The sequence below is a fragment of the Halomonas sp. IOP_14 genome (genome assembly GCF_021021315.1).
GTDB classification, from domain to species: Bacteria; Pseudomonadota; Gammaproteobacteria; order Pseudomonadales; family Halomonadaceae; genus Vreelandella; species Vreelandella titanicae.
Genome location: NZ_JAINWD010000007.1, coordinates 198,763 through 224,601, shown reverse-complemented (window position 1 = coordinate 224,601; position 25,839 = coordinate 198,763). Strand labels below are relative to the sequence as shown.

Sequence of the window (25,839 nt, the reverse complement as noted above, 5' to 3'; positions counted from 1 at the left end):
TTAAAACAGCTTTTAAAATACCGGTCAGTTCACCAATGAACATTAATTTTTCATAGATGCAGAAAACAACTGAGAAACTGAGTATATGTTAAGAAAGATCCCTTCAAGCTTATGGGAAACACATTATTTTGGAAAAACGCCCCTACCCTTAATAGCGATAGGCGTATTAACTACGTTGTTTTATGTTTTTTCAAAGCCCCACTTTGATGATTTTAGCGACTTCAATAAATTAGTACTATCTCTCTCTGGTTTAATTAGCATTAAAATTTATGCCGTACCAGTATGGAAACACCCTGTTTTTCATATGTTTTGGTGGGCCTTACTGTTAGCAGTGTGTCATTGGTTTTTTTTAACACTGGCACTTCCTGATCTGGCAGGTGACTACCCTAAACTGGATCACATTGCCCGACTGTTCGTATTTATTATATTTGCATGGTGGCTTGCTGGCAGCACACAGAACACGCTACTTTTCTGGAGTATTGCTAGCGCAGCTGTCGTATTGGCGCCATGGATCGCTGGCGATGGCCTCGCTGATTTTCAGCGTGGTTTTCTCGGCGAACGCATTGGGTTTGGTATTCGTAACGTTCAGCATTCAGCGATGTTTTTCGGCACAGTACTGCTTGGATTGCTTATTTTTTTACCACGGCTGTTAAGGGCTCCTCTACAACACTATGGCAAACTAAGTTTATGGGTACTCGCTTTTATTATCATTATAGCTGGCGTTATCATTTCACAAACTCGCGCCACTTGGCTAGGTGTGATAGCAGGCTTATTAACGGCACTTTTCTTAATCTTTATTGAGCATCGGAAAAGCTTTTCAAAAAAACATCTACTCATATTTTTTATATTATCAGCATGTCTGGCGATTCTTATTATTACCAATAGCTCTTTAGTCATTGAAAGAGCTACTGCAGAATTGGATACCATTCAGGCACTACTGAGGGGTGACTGGAGTTCTGTTCCCCTATCAACCAGTGAAGTACGCTCTAGTGTAGGAGAGCGACTATATAGTTGGCGCGCCGCGATCGATATGATTGCCCAACGCCCCTTGCTAGGCTGGGGTGAGCAAGGCATTGATTATCTATTTGATAACATCCAATATAATCAAGCACACTATCAAGCTTTAAATTTTGGTCATCTACATAACCTCTATCTTGAAATCACACTACAGTATGGCTTGTTAGGTCTAGCTGCTTACTTTTATCTACTAGGGTGGTTTATAGCAAACGCATGGTTTGCTTGGAAGCGTGGCGACATGCCGGGTGATGTACTGCTATTTTTCTATGCTTTTTTATGCTTTTGGAGTGTGATTAATCTTTTTGAATCATATTTGATATTTTGGACAGGTGTATTTCTGTTTAATGTTGTTATGGCGGGCGGCCTCGTCCATATATGGAAACCCACATTGCGCACTAACAGTTCAACATCTTCTGTTATATCAGGAAAGGATCGCAAATGATTAATATTATCCTGTGCTCCGATGAGGCTTATGTAGATAAAGCCGCTGCCGTGATAGCGTCAACCGTTTGTCACAGCGAGGCACCTGAAACTCTGCATTTCTATATATTAGGATACAAATTATCTGCAAACACTCATCAAAAGCTGCACAACTGGTTTACGACACTGCCTGCTGAACTAACGATCATTGAAGCTGAGAATAGTCGCTGGCCCGAGTTAACATTGGGCCGTTTTGGGCCCGCCGCTATGCTGCGCCTAGGCATGCACAATTGGTTGCCACCAAGCTGCCAGAAAGTTATTTATTTAGACTGTGACCTTGTAGTGCTAGACGATATCGCCAATTTGTTGTCATTCGACATCCAGGGCGCTCCCATAGCTAGTGTGGCTAATCTACAAGGAACTGAGCAGAGTCGAATGGGCCTTGGTTATCAACACTATTTTAATTCCGGCGTCCTTCTGGTGGATCTGGAAGGGTGGAAAGCTCGCAATGTGCTAGACCAAGTAGAGCAAATATTAAAACAGCACGATTACACCTTAAGTTATCCCGATCAGGACGCATTAAATCTCATTTTCCAAGACTGGTATCGACTACCCATGCGCTGGAATATGCAGCCATACGCTTATCCGGCCGTAGAAAAAAAAGCAGCTCACTATGCTGATTGGCAGAAGGAACTTGAACACGCTATCCGTGAACCCGCGATCATACATTTTATTGGCGCACGTAAACCATGGCACGCCGACAGCCGCCACCCGCTTGCCTATTTGTATCGGCACTATCTTTCGTTAACACCGTGGCAGACATCTGTACAAGCTACTCATCCTTCCCTGCAACGACGTCTGAAGCAAATGCTGGCGTGGTTTAAGAATCGGCGGCGCCGCCAGCGATTGCATTGCCACCCTGTGATGCAACTTCCGCCCCACCAAAAGGACTCGCCCACATGAAGGTATTGATTGTCGTGCGTACGCTAAAAATAGGTGGCATGGAACGGGTTGCGGTAAACCTTGCTGACGCCTTTGCGGAACACGGCCATGAGAGCCATTTGATGTACTTTAAGCCGCGCCCCCCTCAGTTAGAACCAAGCAATGAGCGAGTCAAAGTTCACCATTTCGCACTGTCTCGTGCCATGTGGACATCGGGTGTGGGTGGCATTATTGAGGTGGTAGCACGCCTGCTCAATAGCGTGTTAAGGAAAAGCTATTTTTTATTATCAGGCTGGTGGGGTGGAAAACTTTTTCGTCGCGAAGTACGTCGCCTTGAGCGCCAATATGGCGCTTTTGATCGGATTATTTTCCGCGGCATTGGTACCTTTGAAACGGTATGGTCCTTCCAAGACCCCCGCGCCTGTTATGTTCTGGAAAATATCGTCAAAACTACCGGAAGTCATGCCCCTTGGCTAGAGCGACTAAAAGCACGCTGTCTGTTTCATAACAAACACTTAGTAACCGTATCCCACGGCGTCGAAAAGCAAATCGCCACTGCTATGCAGACGCTACAAGTCAAACCGTCCTCGCTGAGAACCATTACCAATCCATGCCCTTTAGGGGCTATTCGAAAGGCTATGTACGAAGACTTCCCAGAGCGGCCCAATTCTCCATATCTACTCAATGTAGCCCGCTTGGTACCGCAGAAAAACCATCACCTTCTACTGCGGGCGTATGCCAAGATGCGCACAACGCTTCCGCTGGTGATTGTCGGCGAGGGGCCACTGCGCAAAGAACTGGAAGCGCTAGCAGTTGAGCTGGGTATTGCGGCACGGGTTACTTTTACCGGTCGCCAACTAAACCCTTACCCTTGGATGCATCATGCACGCCTATTCATCTTGAGCTCTGCCCACGAAGGTCTTGGCATCGTATTACTTGAAGCGCTGGCCTGCCAAACGCCGATTGTCTCGGTCGATTGCCCAGGCGGGGTACGTGATATTATGACCGGTGAGCTGGAAGCTTATCTGTGTGAAATGACACCGGAGGCGTTAGCAGCCCGTGTCGATGCCATTCTTGATGCTGACGGCTATGCTATTGATGAACGTTGGCTGGAACGTTTTTCTCCAGCGCACATTACGACTGCCTTTTTGCAAGAGATGCCTGCTTCATGATATCGGCTAATATTATTACCTTTAACGAAGAAGCCAATATTGCGGACTGTATTGCTTCCGCTCGCCAAGTATGTGAAGACATCGTTGTGGTGGATTCAGGCAGCCAAGACCGCACCACCGCTATCGCGCGTGAGTTAGGTGCCAAGGTGGTTCAACAAGCCTATTTAGGTGACGGCGTTCAAAAAAATATCGCGCTAGCGCACGTAAAGTACGACTGGGTGCTCAGCTTAGACGCCGATGAACGCCTAACGCCAGAGATGGTCGAAGCGATTGGACAACTAGACCTAGCTGCAACCGAGCATGACGCCTTTGCCTTTCGTCGCCGCAATATGATTGGCTCACGCTGGATTAGAGTCTGTGGCTGGTATCCCGATTACTGTATTCGGCTCTACAACCGGCACCATGCTCGCTTTGCTGATGTAAAACAGCATGCCAGCATAGGGGCTGCCAACCCCAAGCGACTTAACGCAGATATAGTACATTACTCCTTTGCTAACTTAGGTCAGTTATTTGCCAAGCCAGGGCGAAACTTCAGCGGTCGTGCGGCCAAGATCATGTTTCAAAAGGGGAAGCGGGCAAACGCTTTTTCACCGTTTACACATGGCCTGAATGCCTTCGTACGCAAATATATATTTCAGCGAGGCTTCATGGGCGGAGTAGATGGCATGACTGTTGCGATCAGCGCAGGGCTCAATAGCTACTTGAAGTATGCCAAGCTACTCGAATATCAGCGTGATCCAAAAGTGCTTGAAGCGGAAGATTTTAATAAGGTTTGGTGATTGATGCATATTACTCATGTAAATTTGGCGCGTGGTTTTCGCGGTGGAGAGCGTCAAACTGAGTTATTAATTAAAACGTTAGCAGAGCATGCACCAAACGATATTGCACAAACGCTGGTTTGCCGTCGAGACTCGCCCATGCGCCAGCACCTGCAGAGTGTAGCGCGACTCAACTTTCAAGCAGCCAATCACCAGTTAGCGGGGCATTTTGATCTCGGCGGGACATCGCTCGGCAAGACACAGCTGGTACATGCCCACGATGCAAAAGGCGTTCATTGGGCTTACTTACACTACCGTTTAAAAGGCACGCCCTATTTAATTACACGCCGTGTCGATTCGCCCGTCAAACGTAAGTGGTTTAACCAGCAGTGTTACTCCCAAGCATCCGCCAGGGTTGCCCTTTCCCACGTCATAAAGCGTCTTCTGGAAGACAATCAGTGTGGCGACGTTACCTTGATACCCAGTGCCTATGCGCGCTTAGCGCCCTCGCCTGAGGCGACCAAAAGTTTTCGCAATGATTTTGCCGATAAATTTTTGGTCGGCCATGCAGGCGCCATGGTTGACCGTCATAAAGGTCAGCGAGTGCTATTGCAGGCTGCGCAGAAGCTTGAGCATCAAGCGCCTGATATACAGTTTATTTTTCTAGGTGACGGTGAAGATGCAGAAACGCTAAAAGCAGAATCCTCGTCACTTAGCAATGTTTCCTGGCTGGGATTTAAAAGCAATATTGCCGACTATCTAGCTGGCCTGGATGTGTTTGCATTTCCTTCACGCAATGAAGGCTTGGGCTCCGTGCTGCTGGATGTCATGCAGCTAGGCGTTCCTGTCATTGCTACCAAGGTTGGCGGCATACCCGATATCGTCAAGCACGAACAAACGGGGTTACTGATACCGTCCGGCGACGCCGATGCGCTGGCTAACGACATTATGCGATTAAGGCAGGATCCCGCTCTTCGGCAACGATTGGCCCAAGGAGCCACTGAACGTTTAGATCATTATAGCCCTCAGTCAATGACTGCAGCGTACTGGCACCTCTATCAAACAATAGTGAGTTAATGATTATGCTTGCGGCTTCTGCAAAAGCGCATAAAAACCTTCATAAGCTAGGCTTTTATGCGCAACATACCGTTCACCGCCTAATTCCCAGTACGTTTCTGCAACGGCAAAGATTAAATTTACTTCGCTCATTAAAGCAATTGTCAAAAGAGGAGCAGCAGCAGCTACTTCTCCGAGTTAACTACTGTAATCAACTGGAAAACAACGTTGAACTGCCTAAGGAGGCCATAAGTTTATCTAGTTTCAAACGCGAGAAAAGCGGCACTTATTACTTGGATTTGCTCAGTGTGTTGCGCTATTTTCCGCCTGAACTACGCTTCTGCCATCGCTTTGGTGATGTAACCACCGTGCCAGACGCGCCTACCTTAGTGAAAAGCCGGCCCATTAATGACCACAATCAAAACTCAGTTTTACTTAAGTTAAACCGTGTTCGTCATTACTACACGGTGAAAGATCCTCACCGCTATGATGACAAGCTTGACCTTGTGGTATGGCGTGGTTCTTGTCATCAAGAACATCGGCGACAATTCATTCGAGACTTTTATGATCACCCGCTATGTAATGTGGGCGATATTCACAAAAATGCGCAAGGTCAGCCCTGGCATAGCCAATTTATGTCGGTACTGGAGCAACTGAAATATAAATTCGTACTCAGTATCGAAGGCAAAGATGTTGCAACGAATCTCAAATGGATAATGGCCTCTAATTCACTCTGTTTTATGCGACAACCGCGCTTTGAAACATGGTTTATGGAAGGCACTTTGTTACCTGACTATCACTATGTGCAGCTCAAAGATGATTACTCAGACCTTGAGGAGAAAGTCACCTATTACCTTGAAAACCCCGCGGCGGCAAAAAAAATTATCGGTAATGCTAACCGCTACTTCGCTCAATTTATGAATGCTGATAAAGAACGCTTTATGGGTCTTTTGGTTATGCAGAAATATTTCGAGCGCACCCATCAACTTCTCCCGTAGTAGCCGTTATCATCAGAGCTATCAATTTTCTGTAGTGTCCCCTTTTTCACTGTTTATATTAGGTAAATGTCATCATACGTTATCGCTCTTTCATTGCATGGGATACCGCTAGGCTAGCCACCATTGCATTGACACTAATTGGCCTCAGCCTGGGTTACACGGTCACGGTAATGACCCGTCTGCCCTGGTGGACGCTATTTTTAGTAGCGGCCGCATGGATTGGTGTGGGGCTTAAGCTGCGCTGGGGCCAGCCTGCCAATGCTCGCTATCGTAAAATGTGGCCCTGGTCGCTTGTACCGTTAAGTCTTTGGGGTGTGTACGTTTACTTGGCGGACAGCTTTGGCATTGTCGATTTGGGTGCGGTGTTTTTTCACCTCCAGGCAGGCATAGCCAAGCATGGTGGCGCAGGCAAAATGATTTCCGCGGTGCTCTATACGTTAATAATGATTGGCGTACTGGCGGCCGTGACGTGGCTATCACGCCACGACCAGCGCTGGCGGTTAGCCGAGCGCTTTTTCGCTATTATATTATTGGCTAGCAACCCGCTACTTTATGGCATAAGCCAACGCAGCGCGGCCATTGTCACTGATGACGGCGCCTGGCTGGATCGACGCTACAAGCCGCCCCCTGCCGAGGAACTTAGGGACGCCCCTAACTTACTCATTCTGTATTTGGAAAGCATAGAGCGTACCTACTCTAATGACATATTTGGGGATGCCTACGCCAGTCTCAACGCCCTAGGGGAACGAGGTGCCGTTTTTGAGGGCGTGCGCCAGATGGATAATACGGGCTGGACAATGGCGGGCATGATTGCCAGCCAGTGCGGCGTGCCATTGATGCCTGCTGGACTCCTTCACGACAGCCAGTTCGAGCCTCTTTCCAAGGTTGTTCCCGGGGTCGATTGTCTCGGCGACATTCTTGCTGCACAGGGCTACCAACTAAGCTATCTAGGCGGTGCTAGCACACAATTCGCGGGTAAAGGACTATTCTATCGCGGCCACCAATTCGATACGGTGAAAGGACGTGAAGATTTAGAGCCCCTGCTAGAGAATCCTGAGTATGTAAATAGCTGGGGCCTGTATGACGACACGCTGTATGACATCACCGCCGATGAGATCCGGCATTTAGATAGCCAGAATAGCGGCCCCTGGGGTGTAATTAGCCTCAATCTGGCGGGTCATGCGCCTAATGGTTATCCCTCCCAGTCGTGCGTGGAACGTCAAGGAGAGTTTGACGGCCAGGATATTCTTTATTCGGTGGAATGCGCGACTTGGCTGGCTCAAGATTTGGTTGAACGGTTGGATTCTGAGGGTCTTCTCGATAATACCTTGGTGGTCATACTGAGCGACCATCTGACGATGCGCGTTTCTGTGTGGGATCAATTGACCGCGCTAGACCGCGACAACACGCTGATAATGCTCGGCAACGATATCGAGCCACAGCGTATTCGCCGAGACGCTACCATGCTGGATGTTTTCCCCACGATACTCGATGCGCTGGGCTTTAGTTTAGAGCGCGACCGCGCTGGATTGGGCACTTCGCTTTTCAGTAATAATCGTACGCTGGTAGAGGCCCACGGTATCGAAGTGCTTAATGAGCGTTTACGGGAAGAGACGGCGCTTCAGCACCGCCTTTGGGAGGGCATTTCCCCTCAGCGGCGTGAGTCCGACGAGCCTTCTCAAGAAGTTACTCAAGAGCAAACCCTAGAGACGCCTGCTGACGCGGCAGACGAAGTCGAGCTCATCCATTAACGATCACGCTCTCCCACTGATGAGCCGCGTGAATCTGTTGGTAGACTTGCTCAACGCTGAGCAGATTCAAGCAATTGGTATGCCCCAATGGGCAGGTACGCTGAAAGCAAGGAGAGCAAGAGAGCGCTAGGTAGTGAATGACGGCGTTATCAGTCAGCGGCGGCGTGTAGGCGGGCGATGAGGAGCCATACAGCGCATGGACACGAACACCTACCGCTGCAGCCACATGCATTAACCCCGAGTCGTTGGTGACTACCTGCCGGCAATCCGCCAACAGATCGACCGCATCAGCCAGCTGCGTCTTACCACACAGGTTATGGGCATGGGAAAGCCCCTGTGTGATCTCCTCGCCCGCCGGGTGATCCTTTGCCCCCCCGAGTACGCGTACTTCAAAACCCTCTTCCACCAGCCGTTTGGCTAAGCTGTGAAAGTAGCTGACCGGCCACTGCTTGGCGGGACCGTATTCAGCGCCCGGCATCATACCAATCGCCGTGCGCGAAGAAAGCGAGTGAGTTAGCCGCAAATTGACCAAGTTATCACGGTCAATCTGCAGTCTCGGTTTGGGCAGCGCAAAGGCGCCGCTAGCCGCTTCTTCCAGAGGCAGGCCGAGCGATACAAAGCGCTTTACCGTTTGATCCAGCACCTGTTTATCGAGTTTGCGGCGCTCCTTGAGAAGCCCATAGCGGTGTTCGCCTAAAAAGCCTATGCGTTCAGGAATGCGCGCCATAAAGGGCACCAGCGCTGCCTTCCAAGAGCGTGGCAAGACAATGGCTCGGTCAAAACGGCCACGCAAACGGTTGGCCAGTTCACGGCGGCTGGCCAAGCCAAATTCACCGTGCCCCACTGCCAGCGGCAGCACTTCATCCACTTCGGGCATACGCTCTAAAATAGGCTGTGACCACTTTGGTGCAACCACCCCTATCGTCGCGCCTGGCTGGCGGGCTTTTAAGGTCATAAACAGGCTTTGTGCCATGACCATGTCACCGACCCACGAAGGGCCAATCACCAGCAAGCGCTGAGCTGAATTAGCCATTTAACCACCCCAAGTAGGCCTTCACCCCTTGAGCAACGGTTTTAAACTCAACATCGCAGCCGCTCTCACGTAGCTGACCAATGTCAGCTCGGGTATAGCTCTGATAGCGTCCTTTGAGTTCTTCGGGGAAGGCAATGTAGTCGATCTCACCTTTACCGTAAAAGTCGATAACCGCCTCGCCAATGGCTTTAAAAGGTTCAGCCCGACCAGTGCCAAGATTGAAGATTCCTGACTTGTCAGGATGATCCAAAAACCAAAGATTCACATCGACTACATCGCCCACATAAACAAAGTCACGACTCTGCATGCCTGCCTCGTAGCCGTCATAGCCGCCAAACAGCTTGAGCGTTTCACCATTACGAATTTGCAAGTGGTTGTGATAGGCCACACTGGCCATTTTGCCCTTGTGCTGTTCACGGGGGCCATAGACATTAAAGTAACGAAAGCCCACTACTTGAGTGGTTAACTCGCTCCAGCGCGAACGCACGTGCTGATCAAACAGCAGCTTGGAATAGCCGTAAACGTTAAGCGGCTTTTCGCATTCGGGTACCTCTTTAAATACCTCGCTGCCGCCATAGGTGGCGGCTGACGAGGCGTATAAAAAAGGAATACTCTGCTGCTCGCAGTAATTAAGCAGCACTTTGGAGTACTCGAAGTTATTCTCCATCATGTAGTGGCCATCCCATTCGGTAGTATCCGAGCAGGCGCCTTCATGGAAAATAGCATCGATTTTAGGTAGCTCGACGCTTTCACCGCGCAGGGCAGCTTTTACCCTGGCGAGGAAATCATCTTTATCGAGATAATCAGCCAGCGTGCAGTCGGCTAAATTGACGAATTTGGTACCATCGCGTAGATCGTCAACGACCATCACATCGTTTCGACCGCGAGCGTTCAATGCTTTAACTATGTTGGCCCCGATAAAACCGGCACCGCCTGTTACCACAATCATACTGTTCTCCTTACCTAAAGCAGCTTGTTGGCATACGTGCCTATAACCCATCTGCCTAGGATTGTATACTTGACGCCTTATGAATTCATGGCCAACGGTGCTTTCCGCGATGAGTGTCTCGACAAACCAATCGACACCCGATGTGTCGACCTTTCAAGGCTTGATCCTTGCTCTGCAGCAGTACTGGGCAGAACAGGGTTGTGTCATCCTTCAGCCGCTCGATATGGAAGTCGGCGCGGGCACCTTCCACCCCGCTACCTTCCTGCGGGCGATTGGTCCCGAAACCTGGAATGCTGCCTATGTACAGCCTTCCCGCCGCCCTACTGACGGCCGCTATGGCGAGAACCCTAACCGCCTTCAGCACTACTACCAATTCCAGGTGGTGATGAAGCCATCGCCAAGCAACTTGCAGGATCTCTACCTGGGCTCACTCAAACGCCTGGGTCTTGATCCGCTGGTTCACGATGTGCGCTTTGTCGAAGATAACTGGGAATCTCCTACTTTGGGCGCCTGGGGCCTGGGCTGGGAAATCTGGTTAAACGGCATGGAAGTGACCCAGTTTACCTACTTTCAGCAGGCCGGTGGCATCGAATGCTATCCGGTCACCGGCGAACTGACCTATGGGCTTGAGCGCATCGCCATGTACCTGCAGGACGTCGACAGTGTGTATGACCTCGTCTGGGCCATTGCCCCCGATGGCAGCAAAGTGACTTATGGCGATGTCTATCTGCAAAACGAGCGCGAACAGTCCGCCTACAATTTCGAACATGCCGATGTCGATCAGCTATTTGCTAACTTTGACCATCAGGAAAAAGAGTGCAGCAAGCTGCTCGCTGCCAGCCTGCCGCTGCCAGCCTACGAACAAGTCCTGAAGGCATCACACACGTTCAACCTATTAGATGCCCGTCACGCTATCTCGGTCACCGAGCGTCAGCGCTTTATCCTGCGCGTTCGCACTATGGCCCGGGATGTCGCCACTGCTTACTTTGAGTCGCGTAAGGCCGAAGGTTTCCCCATGGCGCCAGAAAATCTTCGCCGAGAACTGTTACAAGAGCTACTCGCCGATCAGGGAGACGACTAATGGCTGTTAATACGCTTTTACTAGAACTCGGTGCGGAAGAGCTGCCGCCCACGGCCCTGGACGCTCTTTCCGATGCGTTCGCCGCGAGCATCGAGAAAGGCCTGCAAGAAGCCGATGTTCCCTTCACCAACGTTACCGCTTTTGCGACACCACGGCGTTTAGCGGTACAGGTGCATGAACTGGCCGACAAACAGCCTGATCGTGACGTTGAGCGCCGTGGCCCAGCGCTGGCGGCTGCCTTTAAGGATGGCGTTGCCACTAAAGCCGCGGAAGGCTTTGCCCGCTCTTGCGGTGTAAGCGTCGACGAGCTGATTCATTTAGAAACCGATAAAGGTACTTGGTTAGGTTTTCGTGAGCAGCAGCAGGGAGAATCTATTCAAGCGCTGCTGCCTGAGATTATCCGCAAATCAATCAGCACCCTCCCTGTGCCTAAAAACATGCGCTGGGGCGCTTCACGGGTTGAGTTTTCCCGTCCCGTTCATTGGCTGGTAGCCATTTACGGTAGCGACGTAGTGGCCGCCGAGGCACTTGGCCTAGAGGCTAGCTGCACGACCTACGGTCACCGCTTCCACGCCCCTGATGCCATTCAGTTGGCGCACGCTGATGAGTATGTGGCTACGCTGGAAAATGCCTATGTACTGGTGGATCGTGAGCAACGCCGCGAGCGCATCCGCGAACAGGTATTAGCAGAGGCCGAAGTGCAGGAGGCCAATGCGGTTATCGACGAAGAGCTTCTGGTAGAAGTGAGCGGCTTGGTGGAATGGCCAGTCGCCCTTACCGGGAGCTTTGATGAGCGCTTTCTGGAAGTGCCCGCCGAGTGCTTGATCTCTTCGATGAAGGCTAACCAGAAATATTTTCACCTGTTGGACGACGCTGGCAAGCTGAAACCGCTATTTATCACCATTGCCAATATCGACAGCGCTGACCCCGACCAGGTCATTGCCGGTAACGAGAAAGTCATTCGTCCGCGCTTAGCCGATGCAGCGTTTTTCTACGACACCGATCGCAAGTACACATTAGCGTCACGCATCCCACAGTTAGAGAGCGTGGTATTCCAGCAGCAGCTAGGCACCCTGGCGGATAAAGCTCGCCGCAGTTCGGTTATTGCGACATTTATTGCCGAACGTATCAATGGCGACGTGGCTCACGCTCAGCGCGCCGTGGCACTCGCCAAGTGCGACCTTGTGACGGAGATGGTGCTCGAATTCCCTGAACTTCAGGGCATTATGGGACGCTACTATGCGCAGCAAGATGGCGAACCCGCGGAGGTTGCCCAAGCCCTTGAAGAGCAGTACCTGCCCCGCTTTGCTACTGATGCGATTCCCCAAAGTGCTACAGGCAAGGCATTAGCCCTGGCGGATCGACTGGATACCCTGGTAGGCATCTTCGGGATAGGCCAACGCCCAACCGGTGCGAAAGATCCTTTCGCTTTACGTCGTGCTTCGATTGGCGTGCTTAACATTCTGGTCAAAGGCGAGCTGGATCTTGACCTGCGCGAGCTGCTTACGGTTGCCTCTGAGCAGCACCAGGGCCTCCCCAAAGCTAACGGGCTGGTTGAGGACGTGCTGACGTACATGTTGGATCGCTTCCGCGCCTGGGGCCAGGATGAAGGCATCAGCGCAGAAATGTACCTTGCTGTTCGTGCGCGCCCAGTCACAAACCCGCTCGACTTCGCTCGCCGCCTGCGCGCTGTGAAGGCCTTTGCCCAGCGTGACGAAGCCACAGCGCTGGCGGCGGCTAACAAGCGCGTTTCGAATATTTTAAGCAAGCAGGAGCATGACGGCAGCACACAGGTCGATCAACACTTGCTGCAGGAAGATGCCGAGCGGGCACTGTTCGACGCTGTGACAGGTAGCCAAGCACAGGTGGCACCCCTATTTGCTGCGGGTGACTACCAGCGTGCACTCGACGCACTTGCCACACTGCGAGATCCAGTGGATGCCTTCTTTGACCAAGTAATGGTGATGGCGGATGACCCGGCTATTCAGCGTAATCGGTTAGCGCTTCTTGCAAGCCTTCAAGCGCTGTTTTTAGAAGTCGCCGATATTTCGCTGCTCCCTCAGTAGTCGTCGACTAATGGATCGCAAATCCAAGCCCAGCCCAACGGCTGGGCTTTTTTTATTGTTTGGGGGGTACGTGTTTCACGTGAAACATCTTTGTTAGATCGGGGTAAAATAGTCTTAAATCTCGCGGGCAGAAAGTATCGCCGACAACCGTACCAATAGGATCACTATGCTAAGTGCCGATAACCTTGTCATCCTGGATCGAGACGGCGTCATCAACCATGACTCTGATAACTACATCAAATCTCTCGAGGAGTGGGTACCCTACCCCTCTTCAATCACTGCCATTGCCCGCCTCACCCGCGCGGGATACACCGTTGCCGTCGCAACGAATCAATCCGGGATTGCCCGAGGCTATTATGATGAAGCAACCCTCCATACGATGCATGAACACTTAATTTCGTTAGTAGAAGCGGAAGGCGGGCATATTGCTCATATTGCTTACTGCCCCCATGGGCCAAATGATAATTGCCAATGCCGTAAACCATTGCCAGGAATGCTAATACAGATCCAGCAGATCCTGGGACTAGAAAGTTTAACGGGAAGCTGGATGGTCGGTGATAGCCTTCGCGATCTCCAGGCGGGCGAAGCCGTAGGTTGCGAAACAGCGCTGGTCAGAACTGGAAAGGGAAGTAAAACGGAGCAAGCAGGCGCTGGTCTTGAAAAGAGCAATATCTTCGATGATTTAGCGCAATTTGTTGAATGGCTCATTAAATAACTAAGCGACACCGAGCTGGTAGTCATGATCGCTCTGCGTTGCATGAGAAATTTGGCTGAAACTAACTACCCTCTTCTGCTTCTGCTACACGTATCCTGATCCTGCCAATCTATCTATGAATAAAAAAAGCGTCGCTATAAAATTCATAGCGACGCCTATCATAGTGGCATTAAACCATACTGAGGCTAAGGATCGTTAAAGCAGTGTTTCACGTGAAACATCTTAACGAATGCAATCCACCTTACACGTCTAAATTTGCCACCAACGCGTTGGTCTCAATAAAGTCACGGCGCGGTTCTACATCGTCACCCATCAAGGTGTTGAACATCATATCGGCACCAACGGCATCTTCGATCGTCACCCGCAGCATGCGGCGGCTATCGGGATCCATGGTGGTGTCCCAGAGCTGATCCGGGTTCATTTCACCCAAGCCTTTATAGCGCTGTACAGACAACCCGCGCTGGCCCTCTTGCATTAGCCACGCCAGTACTTCCGAGAAGTGCGATACCGGCTTCTGCCGCTCGCCACGGGCAATAAAGGCGCCCTCTTCCAGGAAGCCATCCAGGGTTTCGCCCAGCTCAGCGATACCGCGATAGTCGGCGCTTTCAAAGAAGTCGAGGCCCCACCTATACTCAGTCGTCACACCGTGAGCAACCAGCGAGACGGTAGGTAGGAAAAGCCCGCGCTCAGAATCTTCGTGGAGATGGAAGTGGTAACGGGGCCCGCCTTCATAGGCAACCATGTCATCCATGATCTTCTGGAGTTCATCAATCCAGTTCTGCATGGTCACACGATCTTTCAGGCTCTCCTCACCTTTCAGTGCCGAAGCATGAACGATTTGCTTAAGTACTTCATTAGGATAAACCCGCGACAAGCGATCAATTCGCTTCATCACGTTGCGGTACTGGTTCACTAACGCTTCAAGCTGTGAGCCGGAAATACCCGGTGCATTAGCGTTAACATGCAGGCCGGCCCCGTCCAAGGCCGTGGTGGTTAAATAATCCACCATCGCCTGTTCATCTTTCAGGTAAAGCTCTTGCTTGCCGCGCTTAATTTTATAAAGTGGTGGTTGAGCGATGAAGATATGACCACGCTCAATCAACTCCGGCATCTGACGGAAGAAGAACGTCAACAGCAGCGTACGAATGTGCGATCCATCGACATCGGCATCGGTCATGATAATAACCGAGTGGTAACGCAACTTATCGGGGTTAAACTCTTCACGGCCAATGCCGCAACCCAGGGCAGTGATAAGCGTGCCCACTTCTGCAGAGGAGAGCATTTTGTCGAAACGTGCTTTTTCCACGTTCAGAATTTTACCCTTGAGCGGCAAGATAGCCTGTGTACGGCGGTCACGGCCCTGTTTGGCACTGCCACCTGCCGAGTCACCCTCCACCAAGTAAAGCTCTGACTGACTGGGGTCTTTTTCTTGGCAATCCGCCAACTTGCCAGGTAAACCGGCAATATCCAGCGCGCCTTTGCGGCGGGTCATATCCCGCGCTTTGCGTGCCGCCTCACGTGCACGCGCGGCATCCAGCATCTTATTGACGATCGCCTTGGCTTCGTTAGGCTTTTCAACAAGATACTCGGAAAAGAGACGGCTCATTTCCTGCTCAACCGCTGTCTTCACTTCGCTGGAGACTAGCTTATCTTTTGTTTGAGACGAAAACTTAGGATCCGGGACTTTAACTGAAATAATAGCTGTTAGCCCCTCACGAGCATCATCGCCCGTGGTATTCACCTTGGCTTTTTTCAGCAGGTTTTCAGCTTCAATATAGTTATTGAGCGTACGGGTAAGCCCTGCCCGGAACCCCGCCAAGTGCGCCCCGCCGTCTCGCTGCGGAATATTATTGGTGTAGCAGAAAATATTTTCAGTGAAGGCTTCGCTCCACTGCATGGCTACCTCTACTTCAACGCCGTCATCACGAACAGCGTTAAAGTGGAATACCGGATTAATCACACTCTTATTGGTATTGAGGTGATCAACAAAGGCTCTCAAGCCACCTTCGTAGTGAAACAGCTCCTCTTTGCCGCTGCGCTCATCCAGTAAACGGATAGCCACACCAGAGTTCAAGAAGGATAGTTCGCGAAGTCGTTTGGCTAAAATATCAAAATGAAACTCGATATTGCCAAAGGTTTCTGGCGATGGGCGGAAGTGAACCCGGGTACCGCTTTTTTCGGTTTTGCCCACAACGCCCAATGGTGCTTGAGGAACACCGTGACGGTACATTTGTTCGAACACTTCACCCTGACGCCAAATCGTTAAGCGCAGCTCAGCGGAAAGCGCATTGACAACAGAAACACCGACGCCGTGCAACCCACCGGAAACCTTGTAGGAGTTATCGTCGAATTTACCGCCTGCGTGCAGAACCGTCATAATAACTTCTGCAGCGGAAACACCTTCCCCTTCATGAAGCTCGGTAGGTACGCCACGGCCGTTATCACTCACGGTGACCGACTCATCCGGGTGGATGACAACGCGAATTTCACTGCAATGCCCAGCCAACGCCTCGTCGATGGAGTTATCCACCAATTCGAAGACCATGTGGTGGAGCCCAGTACCGTCGTCGGTGTCACCAATATACATACCTGGCCGCTTACGCACCGCGTCCAGCCCCTTGAGCACCTTGATGCTTGATGAATCGTAAGCCTGCTCGCTCATTGACCACTCCGTTGTGAAGTCTGTCTCATCCTGTATCGTCCTACCCTTCTTCCTGCGCTAGCTGACTTTCTCTAAACCACTAAACCCCTCCTTGCAATGTTTCACGTGAAACATATTTACGGGGGTATCAGTTCGCCAGGCATTCTTCAATGCAGAAGGTTCGACACTGGTAATAAATGCTTGGCACTGCATATCTTCGAGTAAGCCACAAAACTGGTAACGATTTTGCTCGTCAAGTTCTGCGGGCAAATCATCGATAAGATAAATACAGTGCCGCTGTGCTGTTCTTTCCAGAAACCGCCCTTGGGCAAGCTTTAATGCACTCACCACTAACTTTTGCTGGCCTCTGGAAAGCACTTCTACAGCAGGCTGTTTGTTTATCCTGATACGTAAGTCAGCGCGCTGCGGACCTTGCTGAGTAAACCCCATCTGCTGATCAGTTGGCCGACTATCATGTAACACAGTCGCAAGAGTTCGATCTTTATCCCAACCTCTGGCGTAGTGAAGCGACAATCCCGGCAAGGGAAGCAATACCTTAAGTGTCTCTTCAAAGACAGGCAAAAAGTCACTAAACCAAGCACGGCGTAACGAGTCCATCTGTTCACCCCAAAGGGCTAGTTCATGCTCCCACACCGCCATTTCCTGAGGTAGTATTCTACCACGCCTGAGCAGTGCATTCCGATGTTTCAACGCACGCCGGGTGCGCTTCCAGATTGCTAAAAAGTCATGTTTCACGTGAAACACGCCCCAGTCGAGAAACTCACGACGTCCGGCTGGAGAACCTTCAAGCAATCGAAAAGCATCAGGGTTAATTAATTGAAGCGGCATAGCCTCTACCAGTTCCGCCAACCGAGCGTTTTTATCTCCCTTTAAACGAAGCTCCAGCTCCCGCTGAGCTCTTAAACGACGCACACCAAGGGTAACCTCAGGCTCACCACTTAAACGTCCGTACAGCGTCATATACGGCTCATCCGTTTGGATCGCGTTTTTTAACTGGCGAGTACGAAAAGAGCGGCCCATGCCAAGAATATGTACCCCCTCCAACAGACTGGTTTTACCGCTGCCATTAGCACCGCTAATGACATTGATATGCGAAGAGGGCGTCATCTCAACCGGCCTGAGATTGCGCAAAGCGTGGAAATTAAGCAGTGTCAGGCTCATCCTATTATCACCACTTAAAATATCCTCGAAAAAAGGGAGTATTCCAACGCGTTAGCGGCGCTTCTGCTACCAGAAGCGCCGCTAACGTAGCTTGCTTACGTATTGCTGTTACCCGCCCAAAGCGTTTACAGGCGCATCGGCATAACGACATAAAGCGCATCACCGCCGCCGGGCTCTTCCAGCAGCGCGCTACTATTGGGATCAGCCAGGGTAATCTGCACGCGATCTTCATTTAGCACTGTTAGTACATCAACTAAATAGCCGACGTTAAAACCAACTTCCATTGCCCCGCCGTTATACTCAACGGCGATATTCTCCTCCGCTTCCTCCTGCTCGGGGTTGTTGGCCATTACCTTAAGGTTGTTCTCTTCAAGATAAAGGCGCACACCACGGTACTTCTCATTAGAGAGGATAGCAGTACGTGAAAGTACTTGGCGAAGCTCCGCACGCTCGGCAATCAATACTTTATCGCCATTGCGCGGCACGACACGCTCATAGTCAGGAAATTTACCGTCGATTAACTTGGAGGTGAAGGTAAAGTCGCCTGTATGAGCACGCACATGACTGGAGCCAAGCGTTAAGCTGACAGGCTCATCGCTATCGTCTAGCAAGCGCGACAGCTCTAAAATCCCCTTCCGGGGCACAATCAACTTTTGAGACTGGCTCACAGAGACCTCGATTGGCCGCGAGCACATCGCCAAACGGTGCCCGTCAGTAGCGACTGTGCGAAGCAAATTGCTTTGAATTTCCAGCAGCATACCGTTGAGGTAGTACCGCACATCCTGCTGCGCCATGGCAAACGAAGTCGCTTCTATCAGGTGCTTTAGGGTACCGCGGGGTACGCTAATCTCCTGGCTGCCGTCCGCATCTTCGATATTGGGGAATTCAGCGACCGGGAGCGTCGACAACGTAAAACGTGAACGGCCACTGCGTAGTACCGCGCGGCCCTCTTCAACGGCGAGCTGAATGTCGGACTGATCGGGCAATGATTTACAGATATCCATCAGCTTACGCGCTGGCACTGTCGCGGAGCCCGCCTGATCGACCTGGCTTGCCACCGTGCGGCCCACGAGCTCGACTTCTAAGTCAGTACCGGTGAGCGACACCTGGTCACCCTCTACCTGAATCAGCACATTAGACAGTACTGGCAGCGTTTGACGGCGCTCAACAACACCAGCGACCAGAGTCAGCGGACGTAGCAGCGCCTCTCGGGAAATCGAAAATTTCATCAATACTCCGGTTCTATATCCTGAAAGACCTGCGTGTAACAGGCCCGTCCCATGGAATGATTAACTGGTCAACAGGCGCAGTAAATTCTTGTAATCCTCACGAATATCCGCGCTCTCTTCCTGCAATGATTTCACTTTTCGGCAAGCGTGCAACACCGTTGTGTGGTCACGCCCGCCAAAGGCATCGCCAATCTCAGGTAAGCTGTGATTGGTGAGCTCTTTAGCAAGCGCCATCGCCACCTGACGAGGGCGGGCAACTGAGCGTGAACGGCGCTTCGAAAGCAGATCCGCCACCTTAATCTTGTAATATTCGGCGACCGTACGCTGAATATTATCTACCCCTACCTGCTTATCCTGAAGCGCTAACAGATCTTTCAGAGACTCACGAATAAAGTCTTGGGTAATCGTTTTACCCATGAAGTGCGAATCAGCAATGACTTTTTTCAGCGCACCTTCCAATTCGCGCACGTTGGAACGAATTTTTTGCGCAATGAAGAAAGCCGCATCGTGAGGCAAATCGACCTTAGCCTGGTCGGCCTTTTTCATCAAGATGGCCACACGGGTTTCAAGCTCAGGCGGCTCTATCGCGACCGTAAGCCCCCAACCAAAGCGTGATTTAAGGCGCTCCTCTACCCCACTGATCTCTTTAGGATAGCGATCAGAGGTCAGGATCATTTGCTGACCACCTTCTAATAACGCATTGAAGGTATGAAAAAACTCTTCTTGAGAGCGCTCTTTTCCAGCAAAAAACTGAATGTCATCAATAAGTAACGCATCAACACTGCGATAAAAACGCTTAAAATCATTAATCGCATTAAGCTGGAGCGCTTTAACCATATCGGCGACAAACCGCTCTGAGTGCAGGTATACCACCCGGGCGTTTTCACGCCGGGTTGCCAATGCGTTCCCCACTGCATGCATTAAGTGGGTTTTACCCAAGCCTACGCCGCCGTATAAAAACAAGGGGTTATAAGCGCCACCAGGGTTTTCAGACACCTGGCGGGAGGCAGCACGAGCCAACTGGTTAGACTTACCTTCCACGAACGTATCGAAAGTAAAATTCGGATTGAGCCCGCTGCCATGTTTCAGACTGCCTTCTACCTGTACCTGACGTTCATTATTACGCCGACTCGGCGCTTCATCGCGCAGCCTATCGATTTCGCGCTCATCGGCAATATCGCCGCGTGGCGGCGTATGTACCGCTGGCGATGCTGGCCGCGACGGCGAAGCCGATACAGGATTACCTAAATCACGATGCTGAGGGGCCTGGGCTGCCAAACGGCGACTACCCACCGTCAGGCTGACCTTTGGCGGCTTGGCTGGTGCGAGTTCACGCATCAGCTCACTAATCCGCTTGGCATACTTATCGCTCACCCAATCGCGCACAAAACGATTCGGCGCCAATAAGCGCAGCTCGTTGGACTCTCCTTCTTCTGCCTGCAGCGGGCGTATCCAGGTATTGAACTGCTGTGAATTCAGCTCATCCTGCAGGTTGTCCAGGCACTGTTGCCAAAGCGTCAGTGACACTCATCTCACCATCGGTTGAAAACGGCCGACCATTGTAGCGCCCAAAGCCTCGGTTATCCACACGGGTTTGGCCTTCAATATTGGCCTGTGGACAACTAACGATGAGCCCATGGGAAAACCTTGTGGAGGGACGGGGATAATCCTTAAATACGTGCCTTACACACGGGTTAATCACATCTCGCCAACACCTTGTAGACGGCTTATACGGGACTTACACACAGATTTTTTATTGTTATAGGCAATTGAAAAATATCGTTTAAAACCACTTATCCACAAATAGTATCCCCACTATTAATAACAACAGGTTTAGAACTACCTATTAGTAATAATAGTGACTTTATTAATGGCTACTCTTAACGTATCAAGCACGCTGGCTGAGGTGTGATAACGCTTTTATGCAAGGAAAAATTGCACCCAGCAGAGGAAGTCTCTACAATTTCCGGTCTTGAATTGAATCTCCCCGGCTAGTTCCTCACTGGACCGGGCTTTTTGGAATTCACTTTCCGTCCTAAACCACGTGGGAATAACGAGTTATGAAACGCACTTTTCAACCTAGCGTTCTCAAGCGCAAGCGCGCGCATGGCTTCCGTGCTCGTATGGCAACCAAAAACGGTCGCGCCGTCCTCGCACGTCGCCGTGCCAAGGGCCGCAAGCGTCTGAGCGCCTGATCTCAGATTGCGTGTACCGCAGCAAGGCTTTCCCCGGCAATTACGGTTACTAAATGCTGGGGACTTTAGTCACGTGTTTGAACAAGCCGACCTGAAAGTGCATGGCAAAGGTATGATGGCGTTAGTTCGCTTTAGTACTCGGGGACACCCCCGCCTTGGACTGGTGGTCAGCAAAAAAAATGTTAAACGCGCCGTAGATCGCAACCGTTTCAAGCGTCTGGTTCGAGAATCCGTTCGCCTTCGTCAAGATCACCTACCCTCTGTGGATATAGTGGTACTTGCGCGACGTGGCGTTCAGGATCTCGATAACGACACCTTGCATCGCCAGTTACACGGCATGTGGAAACGACTACAGCGTGACGCACAGGCGGTGATCGCAGCACCAACGCCTAAGCGTGACACGTGACCTTTGGTGCACCCCTCGCCGCTCGACCTCGGCCTGCCAACTGGCAGGCTTTCGTGTGTCAAGAGTCGAGTAAATGACACTGCGCCATTAGCATGTTCACCACCCAGCGGGCAGAACCCTCATGGACGTAAAACGACTTTTATTACTGATTCCACTAGCCGTACTCGCTTACTTGCTAGTCGTCCAGTGGAATCAGGATTACGGGCAGCCGAATTACGATTCAGTGCCTGAAACGACGCAACGCAGCAATTCCACGTCTCCTAGCAATGCTGAAGATGGAGAAAGCGGCTTAGCGGTGCCGAGCACGTCTTCACAGCAAAGTGCGGTAGGTGAAGGTATTCCTGATACCGAAAGCGAGACATCAAGCCGCGACTTCATTGCCGTGACCACCGATGTTCTGGATGTGCGTATTGATCCACACGGTGGCGATATTGTTTATGCCGCGTTACCGCAGCACAAACTCTCCCTGGATTCAGACCGTAACTATGTGCTGTTATCCGATAACAGCAGCCGTAGTTACGTGGCTCGCTCAGGCCTGCAGCTCGATGGCCAAGCCAGCCGTATCGCGTTCACGCCTGAAAACTCGGAGTATCGTTTAGGCGATAACGATGACGAGCTAAGCGTTGATCTAACCGCTGATGTTAACGGCGTTGAGGTCATTAAGCGGCTTACCTTTGAGCGCGGCAGCTATGCGGTCAACGTCAACTACTACCTGGCCAATAACACCGACGCACCGGTTAGTGCGCGCTTTATTGGTCAGTTGGCACGCGACAATAGCCCTGACCCATCAAGCGGTGTCTCCATGGGTATGAAATCCTACTTAGGGGCCGCTTACTCAACGCCGGATGCACGCTACGAGAAGATCGACTTTGAGGATATTCAAAGCCATAACTTTGAAAACCGTGAAGCACAGGGCGGCTGGATAGCCATTATTCAGCACTACTTTGTGTCGGCATGGGCGCCTCAGCAGGATCAGCAAAACCTTTTCTACGTCACCACCGACTCCAGTAATCGTAACGTCGTAGCCTTTGCTGGCCCCACCAGCACTGTGGCCGCCGATAGTGAAACCACTCTAGGCGCCACTCTGTACGTCGGGCCAAAAGTGCAGGACTACCTGGAACAAGTCGCTCCCAACCTGCAATTAACCGTAGATTATGGCTGGTTATGGTTTATTGCTAACCCCCTCTTCTGGCTGCTGGATCATATCCACGAGGTAGTCGGCAACTGGGGTTGGTCGATTGTCCTGTTGACCATACTGGTTAAGACAGTGCTGTTCCCGCTTTCAGCCAAAGCTTACAAATCCATGGGTAGGATGCGTAAACTCGGCCCGGAAATGCAGCGCCTGAAAGAGATGTATGGCGACGACCGGCAGAAAATGTCGCAAGAGATGATGAAGTTCTACCAGAAGGAGAAGATTAATCCGCTGGGGGGCTGTCTACCTATTGTGATTCAGATGCCTGTCTTCATCGCTCTCTACTGGATGTTGCTGGAGTCGGTTGAACTGCGGCATGCGCCGTTTATCTTCTGGATTCAGGATCTATCGGTGAAGGATCCGTACTTCATTCTGCCGATTCTGATGGGCATTTCGATGTTCGTTCAGCAAATGTTGAACCCGACACCTCCGGATCCTATGCAGGCGAAGATCATGAAGATGCTACCCATCATCTTTACTTTCTTCTTCCTGTGGTTCCCGGCCGGTCTGGTTATTTACTGGGTGGTCAACAACATCATTTCGGTGGCGCAGCAGTACTACATCACGCGCAAAATCGAAAATGATCCGAGTATCGGCAAAGGCATGAAAACCAAATAGACTGCCTTTGTCATCGCCCTTCAGACCCCCGCCCCGAGCGGGGGTCTGGCGTTTTAAGGTCGACAAATCCAAACTATGTAGATCGATGCTAGACCGATCAAATGCTACTTCTGCCAATTGACTAAGAGATTCACCATGGCCGAACGCCTCTATACGCCTGACACCATTGCGGCGCTGGCAACTCCCCCAGGACGCGGCGGCGTGGGTATTATCCGCGTCTCCGGGCCCGCCTGCCGCGAAATCGCTCAAGCCATGGTTGGGCATTGCCCTGCCCCGCGATACGCTCACTACGGCCCATTCCAAGGCGCAGAAGGGAGCATTGATGAAGGCATCGCCCTGTTCTTCAACGGCCCCCATTCGTTTACCGGTGAAGACGTACTGGAACTCCAGGGACACGGCGGCCCGATTATTATGGATATGCTGCTGGAGCGCTGTGTGGTCTTGGGTGCCCGCCTGGCGCGGCCGGGAGAGTTTTCCGAACGGGCATTTTTGAACGATAAGCTCGATCTGGCTCAGGCGGAAGCGATTGCCGATCTCATCGATGCCACCTCACGCTCGGCGGCAGAAAACGCTGTACGCTCGCTCCAGGGTGAGTTCTCGAAGCGCGTTTCTGCGCTGGTGGAGCGCTTGATCGAACTGCGCGTTTACGTTGAAGCGGCGATCGACTTCCCCGAAGAGGAGATCGACTTTCTTGCCGACGGTCACGTTGCCCAGCACTTAAGCAGCGTCCAGCAAGCGCTGAGCGACGTACGCCAGGCGGCAGGCCAAGGTGCACTGCTGCGAGAAGGAATGAGCGTGGTCATTGCCGGGCGACCCAATGCGGGGAAGTCGAGCCTGCTAAATGCGCTGACCGAACAAGATACCGCCATTGTGACGGATATCGCGGGCACGACCCGGGACGTGCTCCGTGAGCACATTCATATTGATGGTATGCCCCTACATATCATCGACACCGCTGGATTGCGCGATACGCCTGATGCAGTGGAGAAAATTGGTGTCGCACGTGCCTGGGCCGAAATAGAGAAAGCCGACCGAGTGCTGCTACTCGTTGATGCCAGCACCACTACTTCAACCGACCCCATGGCCATCTGGCCGGAGTTTGTCGCTCGCCTGCCCGACCAGAGCCGCTTAACCCTGGTGCGTAATAAAATCGATACCAGTGCCGAGCCGGCGGGTATTGATTTATTCACAACCATACCCATTGTGCGCCTATCGGCGAAAACCGGTACGGGTGTGGATAACTTGAAAGCGCATCTGAAGGATGTGATGGGTTTTGCCGCCACCACCGAGGGTCGCTTCTCCGCCCGCCGAAGGCACCTGGACGCCCTAGATCGCGCCATGGCAGCCCTTGATACCGGCCGTGCTCAGTTGGATGGATATGGCGCAGGGGAACTGCTGGCGGAAGATTTGCGCGACGCCCAACAAGCCTTAGGCGAGATCACTGGCGAATTCAGCGCCGATGATTTATTGGGCGAAATTTTTGGCAGTTTTTGCATCGGCAAATAGAGTTACTTTTTTCGACAACTACTCTCCCACCCACCAATCCGCCTGATAGCGGCTATCAGCGCCGAGCAGCGGGGTAATTTCTGCCATCGCTGCTGCCAGGCGTTTATCCAACCCCCAGGGCGGATTGATCACCAGCATACCGCTACCGAACATGCCGTGAGCCTGCTCGCCAGGTTCGCGCAGCAGCAGCTCGCTGCGCCATATCTTGCGTATTCCACTGGCCTGCAGCACGTCCAACAGCATTTGGTGATGCCCGGCAGGCAGCAGCGGGTACCAGATCATCATCACCGCATGGCGAGCCTTTTCCAGGGCCTGGATAGCAGTGTCAGCGACCTCCTGGTACTCCACCTTGCGCTCAAAGCTTGGGTCAATCAGCACGCATACCCTGGGTGTTGCTACCGGCAGCATCGCTCTAAGCCCTGCCAGCCCGTCGCCATACACGCGCTTGACCTGCGCAGGGAGCGCCTGGCCATTCAAGTGCTGGTGTTCGCCCGGGTGCAGCTCAAACAGGCACAGACGATCGTGCTCGCGCAGCGGCTGGCTCAGCCACCAGGGCGAGCCTGGGTAGAGGGTCAATTCATTATGATCTGGCTGCGCCCCAACAATAGCGTTTAACCAGCTTCCCAGCAGCGCGTCGGTTAGCTGTTCACGCTTCTGCCACAGTGGCCAGATGCCCTCACGGTACTCTTGGAGTCGCTGGGTCTCTTTGGTGGCTAATGGATAAAGCCCTCTACCGGCATGTGTGTCTATATATGTAATAGGTGTTTTTTTACGTAATAGGTAATCAGTGACGGCGTAAAGCGTCAGATGTTTGTGTACATCGGCAAAATTACCGGCGTGGTAGGCGTGTTGGTAGGACAGCATGGTAGCTCGTAAACAGGTGAACGAAAAAAGCCCGCTATAGGAGCATAG

21 protein-coding genes are annotated in these 25,839 nt (G+C 51.7%); 14 read left to right on the top strand and 7 right to left on the bottom strand.

All coding sequences use genetic code 11. The features are described from left to right. The first annotated feature begins 85 nt into the window (after window positions 1–85). The 7 genes from K7H09_RS08105 to K7H09_RS08075 all read left to right on the top strand — a co-directional run bounded on the left by K7H09_RS08105 (window position 86) and on the right by K7H09_RS08075 (window position 8,114). Complete coding sequence (locus tag K7H09_RS08105) at window positions 86–1,459, top strand: O-antigen ligase family protein (protein ID WP_141440203.1); 1,374 nt, start codon at window positions 86–88, stop codon at window positions 1,457–1,459. Continuing rightward, window positions 1,456–2,400, top strand: coding sequence for a glycosyltransferase family 8 protein (locus tag K7H09_RS08100; RefSeq protein WP_141440204.1), 945 nt, complete (start codon window positions 1,456–1,458; stop codon window positions 2,398–2,400). The genes K7H09_RS08105 and K7H09_RS08100 overlap by 4 nt, the downstream gene beginning before the upstream one ends. After that, the gene (locus K7H09_RS08095) at window positions 2,397–3,551 is read left to right on the top strand and encodes a glycosyltransferase (RefSeq protein WP_159177860.1); all 1,155 of its coding nucleotides are present in this window, start codon (window positions 2,397–2,399) and stop codon (window positions 3,549–3,551) included. Before K7H09_RS08100 ends, K7H09_RS08095 begins: the two co-directional genes overlap by 4 nt. Next, the gene (locus tag K7H09_RS08090; RefSeq protein WP_141440206.1) at window positions 3,548–4,330 is read left to right on the top strand and encodes a glycosyltransferase family 2 protein; all 783 of its coding nucleotides are present in this window, start codon (window positions 3,548–3,550) and stop codon (window positions 4,328–4,330) included. The genes K7H09_RS08095 and K7H09_RS08090 overlap by 4 nt, the downstream gene beginning before the upstream one ends. Window positions 4,331–4,333: 3 nt before the next feature. After that, window positions 4,334–5,386, top strand: coding sequence for a glycosyltransferase family 4 protein (locus tag K7H09_RS08085; protein ID WP_167522507.1), 1,053 nt, complete (start codon window positions 4,334–4,336; stop codon window positions 5,384–5,386). Then, on the top strand, window positions 5,386–6,363 hold the full coding sequence (locus tag K7H09_RS08080) for a glycosyl transferase family 90 (protein ID WP_141440208.1): 978 nt from the start codon (window positions 5,386–5,388) through the stop codon (window positions 6,361–6,363). Before K7H09_RS08085 ends, K7H09_RS08080 begins: the two co-directional genes overlap by 1 nt. 170 nt (window positions 6,364–6,533) lie before the next feature. After that, a complete protein-coding gene (locus tag K7H09_RS08075) occupies window positions 6,534–8,114 on the top strand; it encodes a sulfatase-like hydrolase/transferase (RefSeq protein WP_101148389.1) in 1,581 nt (526 codons plus the stop codon). Here the strand turns inward: K7H09_RS08075 and waaF are convergent. After that, a complete protein-coding gene (gene waaF / locus K7H09_RS08070) occupies window positions 8,104–9,147 on the bottom strand; it encodes a lipopolysaccharide heptosyltransferase II (RefSeq protein WP_009286366.1) in 1,044 nt (347 codons plus the stop codon). The two genes, K7H09_RS08075 and waaF, sit on opposite strands and share 11 nt — an antisense overlap. Then, window positions 9,140–10,096 carry an ADP-glyceromanno-heptose 6-epimerase gene (gene rfaD / locus K7H09_RS08065; protein ID WP_039857862.1) on the bottom strand — a complete coding sequence of 319 codons (957 nt, stop codon included), beginning with the start codon at window positions 10,094–10,096 and terminating at the stop codon, window positions 9,140–9,142. The genes waaF and rfaD overlap by 8 nt, the downstream gene beginning before the upstream one ends. A 109-nt stretch (window positions 10,097–10,205) precedes the next feature. Between rfaD and glyQ the strand changes: the two genes are divergently transcribed. The 3 genes from glyQ to gmhB all read left to right on the top strand — a co-directional run bounded on the left by glyQ (window position 10,206) and on the right by gmhB (window position 13,958). Next, window positions 10,206–11,177 carry a glycine--tRNA ligase subunit alpha gene (gene glyQ / locus K7H09_RS08060; protein ID WP_041157463.1) on the top strand — a complete coding sequence of 324 codons (972 nt, stop codon included), beginning with the start codon at window positions 10,206–10,208 and terminating at the stop codon, window positions 11,175–11,177. Beyond that, complete coding sequence (glyS, locus tag K7H09_RS08055; protein ID WP_230804359.1) at window positions 11,177–13,243, top strand: glycine--tRNA ligase subunit beta; 2,067 nt, start codon at window positions 11,177–11,179, stop codon at window positions 13,241–13,243. The genes glyQ and glyS overlap by 1 nt, the downstream gene beginning before the upstream one ends. Before the next feature lie 166 nt (window positions 13,244–13,409). Continuing rightward, a complete protein-coding gene (gene gmhB, locus K7H09_RS08050; protein WP_022521026.1) occupies window positions 13,410–13,958 on the top strand; it encodes a D-glycero-beta-D-manno-heptose 1,7-bisphosphate 7-phosphatase in 549 nt (182 codons plus the stop codon). Between the two features lie 241 nt (window positions 13,959–14,199). On the opposite strand, the gene gyrB is transcribed toward gmhB, so the two are convergent. The 4 genes from gyrB to dnaA form a co-directional block, all read right to left on the bottom strand. Next, window positions 14,200–16,620 (bottom strand): DNA topoisomerase (ATP-hydrolyzing) subunit B, encoded by a 2,421-nt coding sequence (gyrB, locus tag K7H09_RS08045; RefSeq protein ID WP_009286362.1) that lies wholly within the window; start codon window positions 16,618–16,620, stop codon window positions 14,200–14,202. 57 nt (window positions 16,621–16,677) lie between these two features. Beyond that, window positions 16,678–17,781: a DNA replication/repair protein RecF gene (recF, locus tag K7H09_RS08040; protein ID WP_022521027.1), complete on the bottom strand. Its 1,104-nt coding sequence runs from the start codon at window positions 17,779–17,781 to the stop codon at window positions 16,678–16,680. Window positions 17,782–17,906: 125 nt separating this feature from the next. Next, entirely contained in the window at window positions 17,907–19,010 is a 1,104-nt protein-coding gene (dnaN, locus tag K7H09_RS08035) for a DNA polymerase III subunit beta (protein WP_022521028.1), read from the bottom strand. A gap of 60 nt (window positions 19,011–19,070) precedes the next feature. After that, window positions 19,071–20,537 carry a chromosomal replication initiator protein DnaA gene (gene dnaA / locus K7H09_RS08030; protein ID WP_022521029.1) on the bottom strand — a complete coding sequence of 489 codons (1,467 nt, stop codon included), beginning with the start codon at window positions 20,535–20,537 and terminating at the stop codon, window positions 19,071–19,073. Between the two features lie 533 nt (window positions 20,538–21,070). On the opposite strand from dnaA, the gene rpmH reads away from it, so the two are divergent. The 4 genes from rpmH to mnmE all read left to right on the top strand — a co-directional run bounded on the left by rpmH (window position 21,071) and on the right by mnmE (window position 24,927). Further along, window positions 21,071–21,205, top strand: a complete 135-nt coding sequence (rpmH, locus tag K7H09_RS08025) for a 50S ribosomal protein L34 (RefSeq protein WP_008959105.1) — start codon at window positions 21,071–21,073, stop codon at window positions 21,203–21,205. 7 nt (window positions 21,206–21,212) lie between these two features. Then, window positions 21,213–21,611, top strand: a complete 399-nt coding sequence (gene rnpA, locus K7H09_RS08020; RefSeq protein WP_027958493.1) for a ribonuclease P protein component — start codon at window positions 21,213–21,215, stop codon at window positions 21,609–21,611. Between the two features lie 121 nt (window positions 21,612–21,732). Then, entirely contained in the window at window positions 21,733–23,421 is a 1,689-nt protein-coding gene (gene yidC, locus K7H09_RS08015) for a membrane protein insertase YidC (RefSeq protein ID WP_009286358.1), read from the top strand. A 135-nt stretch (window positions 23,422–23,556) separates the two neighbouring features. After that, complete coding sequence (gene mnmE, locus K7H09_RS08010) at window positions 23,557–24,927, top strand: tRNA uridine-5-carboxymethylaminomethyl(34) synthesis GTPase MnmE (RefSeq protein ID WP_230804357.1); 1,371 nt, start codon at window positions 23,557–23,559, stop codon at window positions 24,925–24,927. 18 nt (window positions 24,928–24,945) lie between these two features. Here the strand turns inward: mnmE and K7H09_RS08005 are convergent, their stop codons facing one another. Continuing rightward, window positions 24,946–25,791, bottom strand: coding sequence for a 23S rRNA (adenine(2030)-N(6))-methyltransferase RlmJ (locus K7H09_RS08005; protein ID WP_009286356.1), 846 nt, complete (start codon window positions 25,789–25,791; stop codon window positions 24,946–24,948). Between the last annotated feature and the right edge of the window lie 48 nt (window positions 25,792–25,839).

Bases quoted from the DNA above. Each gene is read 5' to 3' on its own strand.
- rpmH (WP_008959105.1), top strand. From the start codon at position 21,071: ATGAAACGCACTTTTCAACCTAGCGTTCTCAAGCGCAAGCGCGCGCAT.
- waaF (WP_009286366.1), bottom strand. From the start codon at position 9,147: ATGGCTAATTCAGCTCAGCGCTTGCTGGTGATTGGCCCTTCGTGGGTC.
- dnaN (WP_022521028.1), bottom strand. From the start codon at position 19,010: ATGAAATTTTCGATTTCCCGAGAGGCGCTGCTACGTCCGCTGACTCTG.
- glyS (WP_230804359.1), top strand. From the start codon at position 11,177: ATGGCTGTTAATACGCTTTTACTAGAACTCGGTGCGGAAGAGCTGCCG.
- gyrB (WP_009286362.1), bottom strand. From the start codon at position 16,620: ATGAGCGAGCAGGCTTACGATTCATCAAGCATCAAGGTGCTCAAGGGG.
- mnmE (WP_230804357.1), top strand. From the start codon at position 23,557: ATGGCCGAACGCCTCTATACGCCTGACACCATTGCGGCGCTGGCAACT.
- K7H09_RS08100 (WP_141440204.1), top strand. From the start codon at position 1,456: ATGATTAATATTATCCTGTGCTCCGATGAGGCTTATGTAGATAAAGCC.
- K7H09_RS08085 (WP_167522507.1), top strand. From the start codon at position 4,334: ATGCATATTACTCATGTAAATTTGGCGCGTGGTTTTCGCGGTGGAGAG.
- gmhB (WP_022521026.1), top strand. From the start codon at position 13,410: ATGCTAAGTGCCGATAACCTTGTCATCCTGGATCGAGACGGCGTCATC.
- glyQ (WP_041157463.1), top strand. From the start codon at position 10,206: ATGAGTGTCTCGACAAACCAATCGACACCCGATGTGTCGACCTTTCAA.
- recF (WP_022521027.1), bottom strand. From the start codon at position 17,781: ATGAGCCTGACACTGCTTAATTTCCACGCTTTGCGCAATCTCAGGCCG.
- K7H09_RS08080 (WP_141440208.1), top strand. From the start codon at position 5,386: ATGATTATGCTTGCGGCTTCTGCAAAAGCGCATAAAAACCTTCATAAG.
- K7H09_RS08105 (WP_141440203.1), top strand. From the start codon at position 86: ATGTTAAGAAAGATCCCTTCAAGCTTATGGGAAACACATTATTTTGGA.
- K7H09_RS08075 (WP_101148389.1), top strand. From the start codon at position 6,534: ATGACCCGTCTGCCCTGGTGGACGCTATTTTTAGTAGCGGCCGCATGG.
- K7H09_RS08095 (WP_159177860.1), top strand. From the start codon at position 2,397: ATGAAGGTATTGATTGTCGTGCGTACGCTAAAAATAGGTGGCATGGAA.
- K7H09_RS08005 (WP_009286356.1), bottom strand. From the start codon at position 25,791: ATGCTGTCCTACCAACACGCCTACCACGCCGGTAATTTTGCCGATGTA.
- K7H09_RS08090 (WP_141440206.1), top strand. From the start codon at position 3,548: ATGATATCGGCTAATATTATTACCTTTAACGAAGAAGCCAATATTGCG.
- rfaD (WP_039857862.1), bottom strand. From the start codon at position 10,096: ATGATTGTGGTAACAGGCGGTGCCGGTTTTATCGGGGCCAACATAGTT.
- yidC (WP_009286358.1), top strand. From the start codon at position 21,733: ATGGACGTAAAACGACTTTTATTACTGATTCCACTAGCCGTACTCGCT.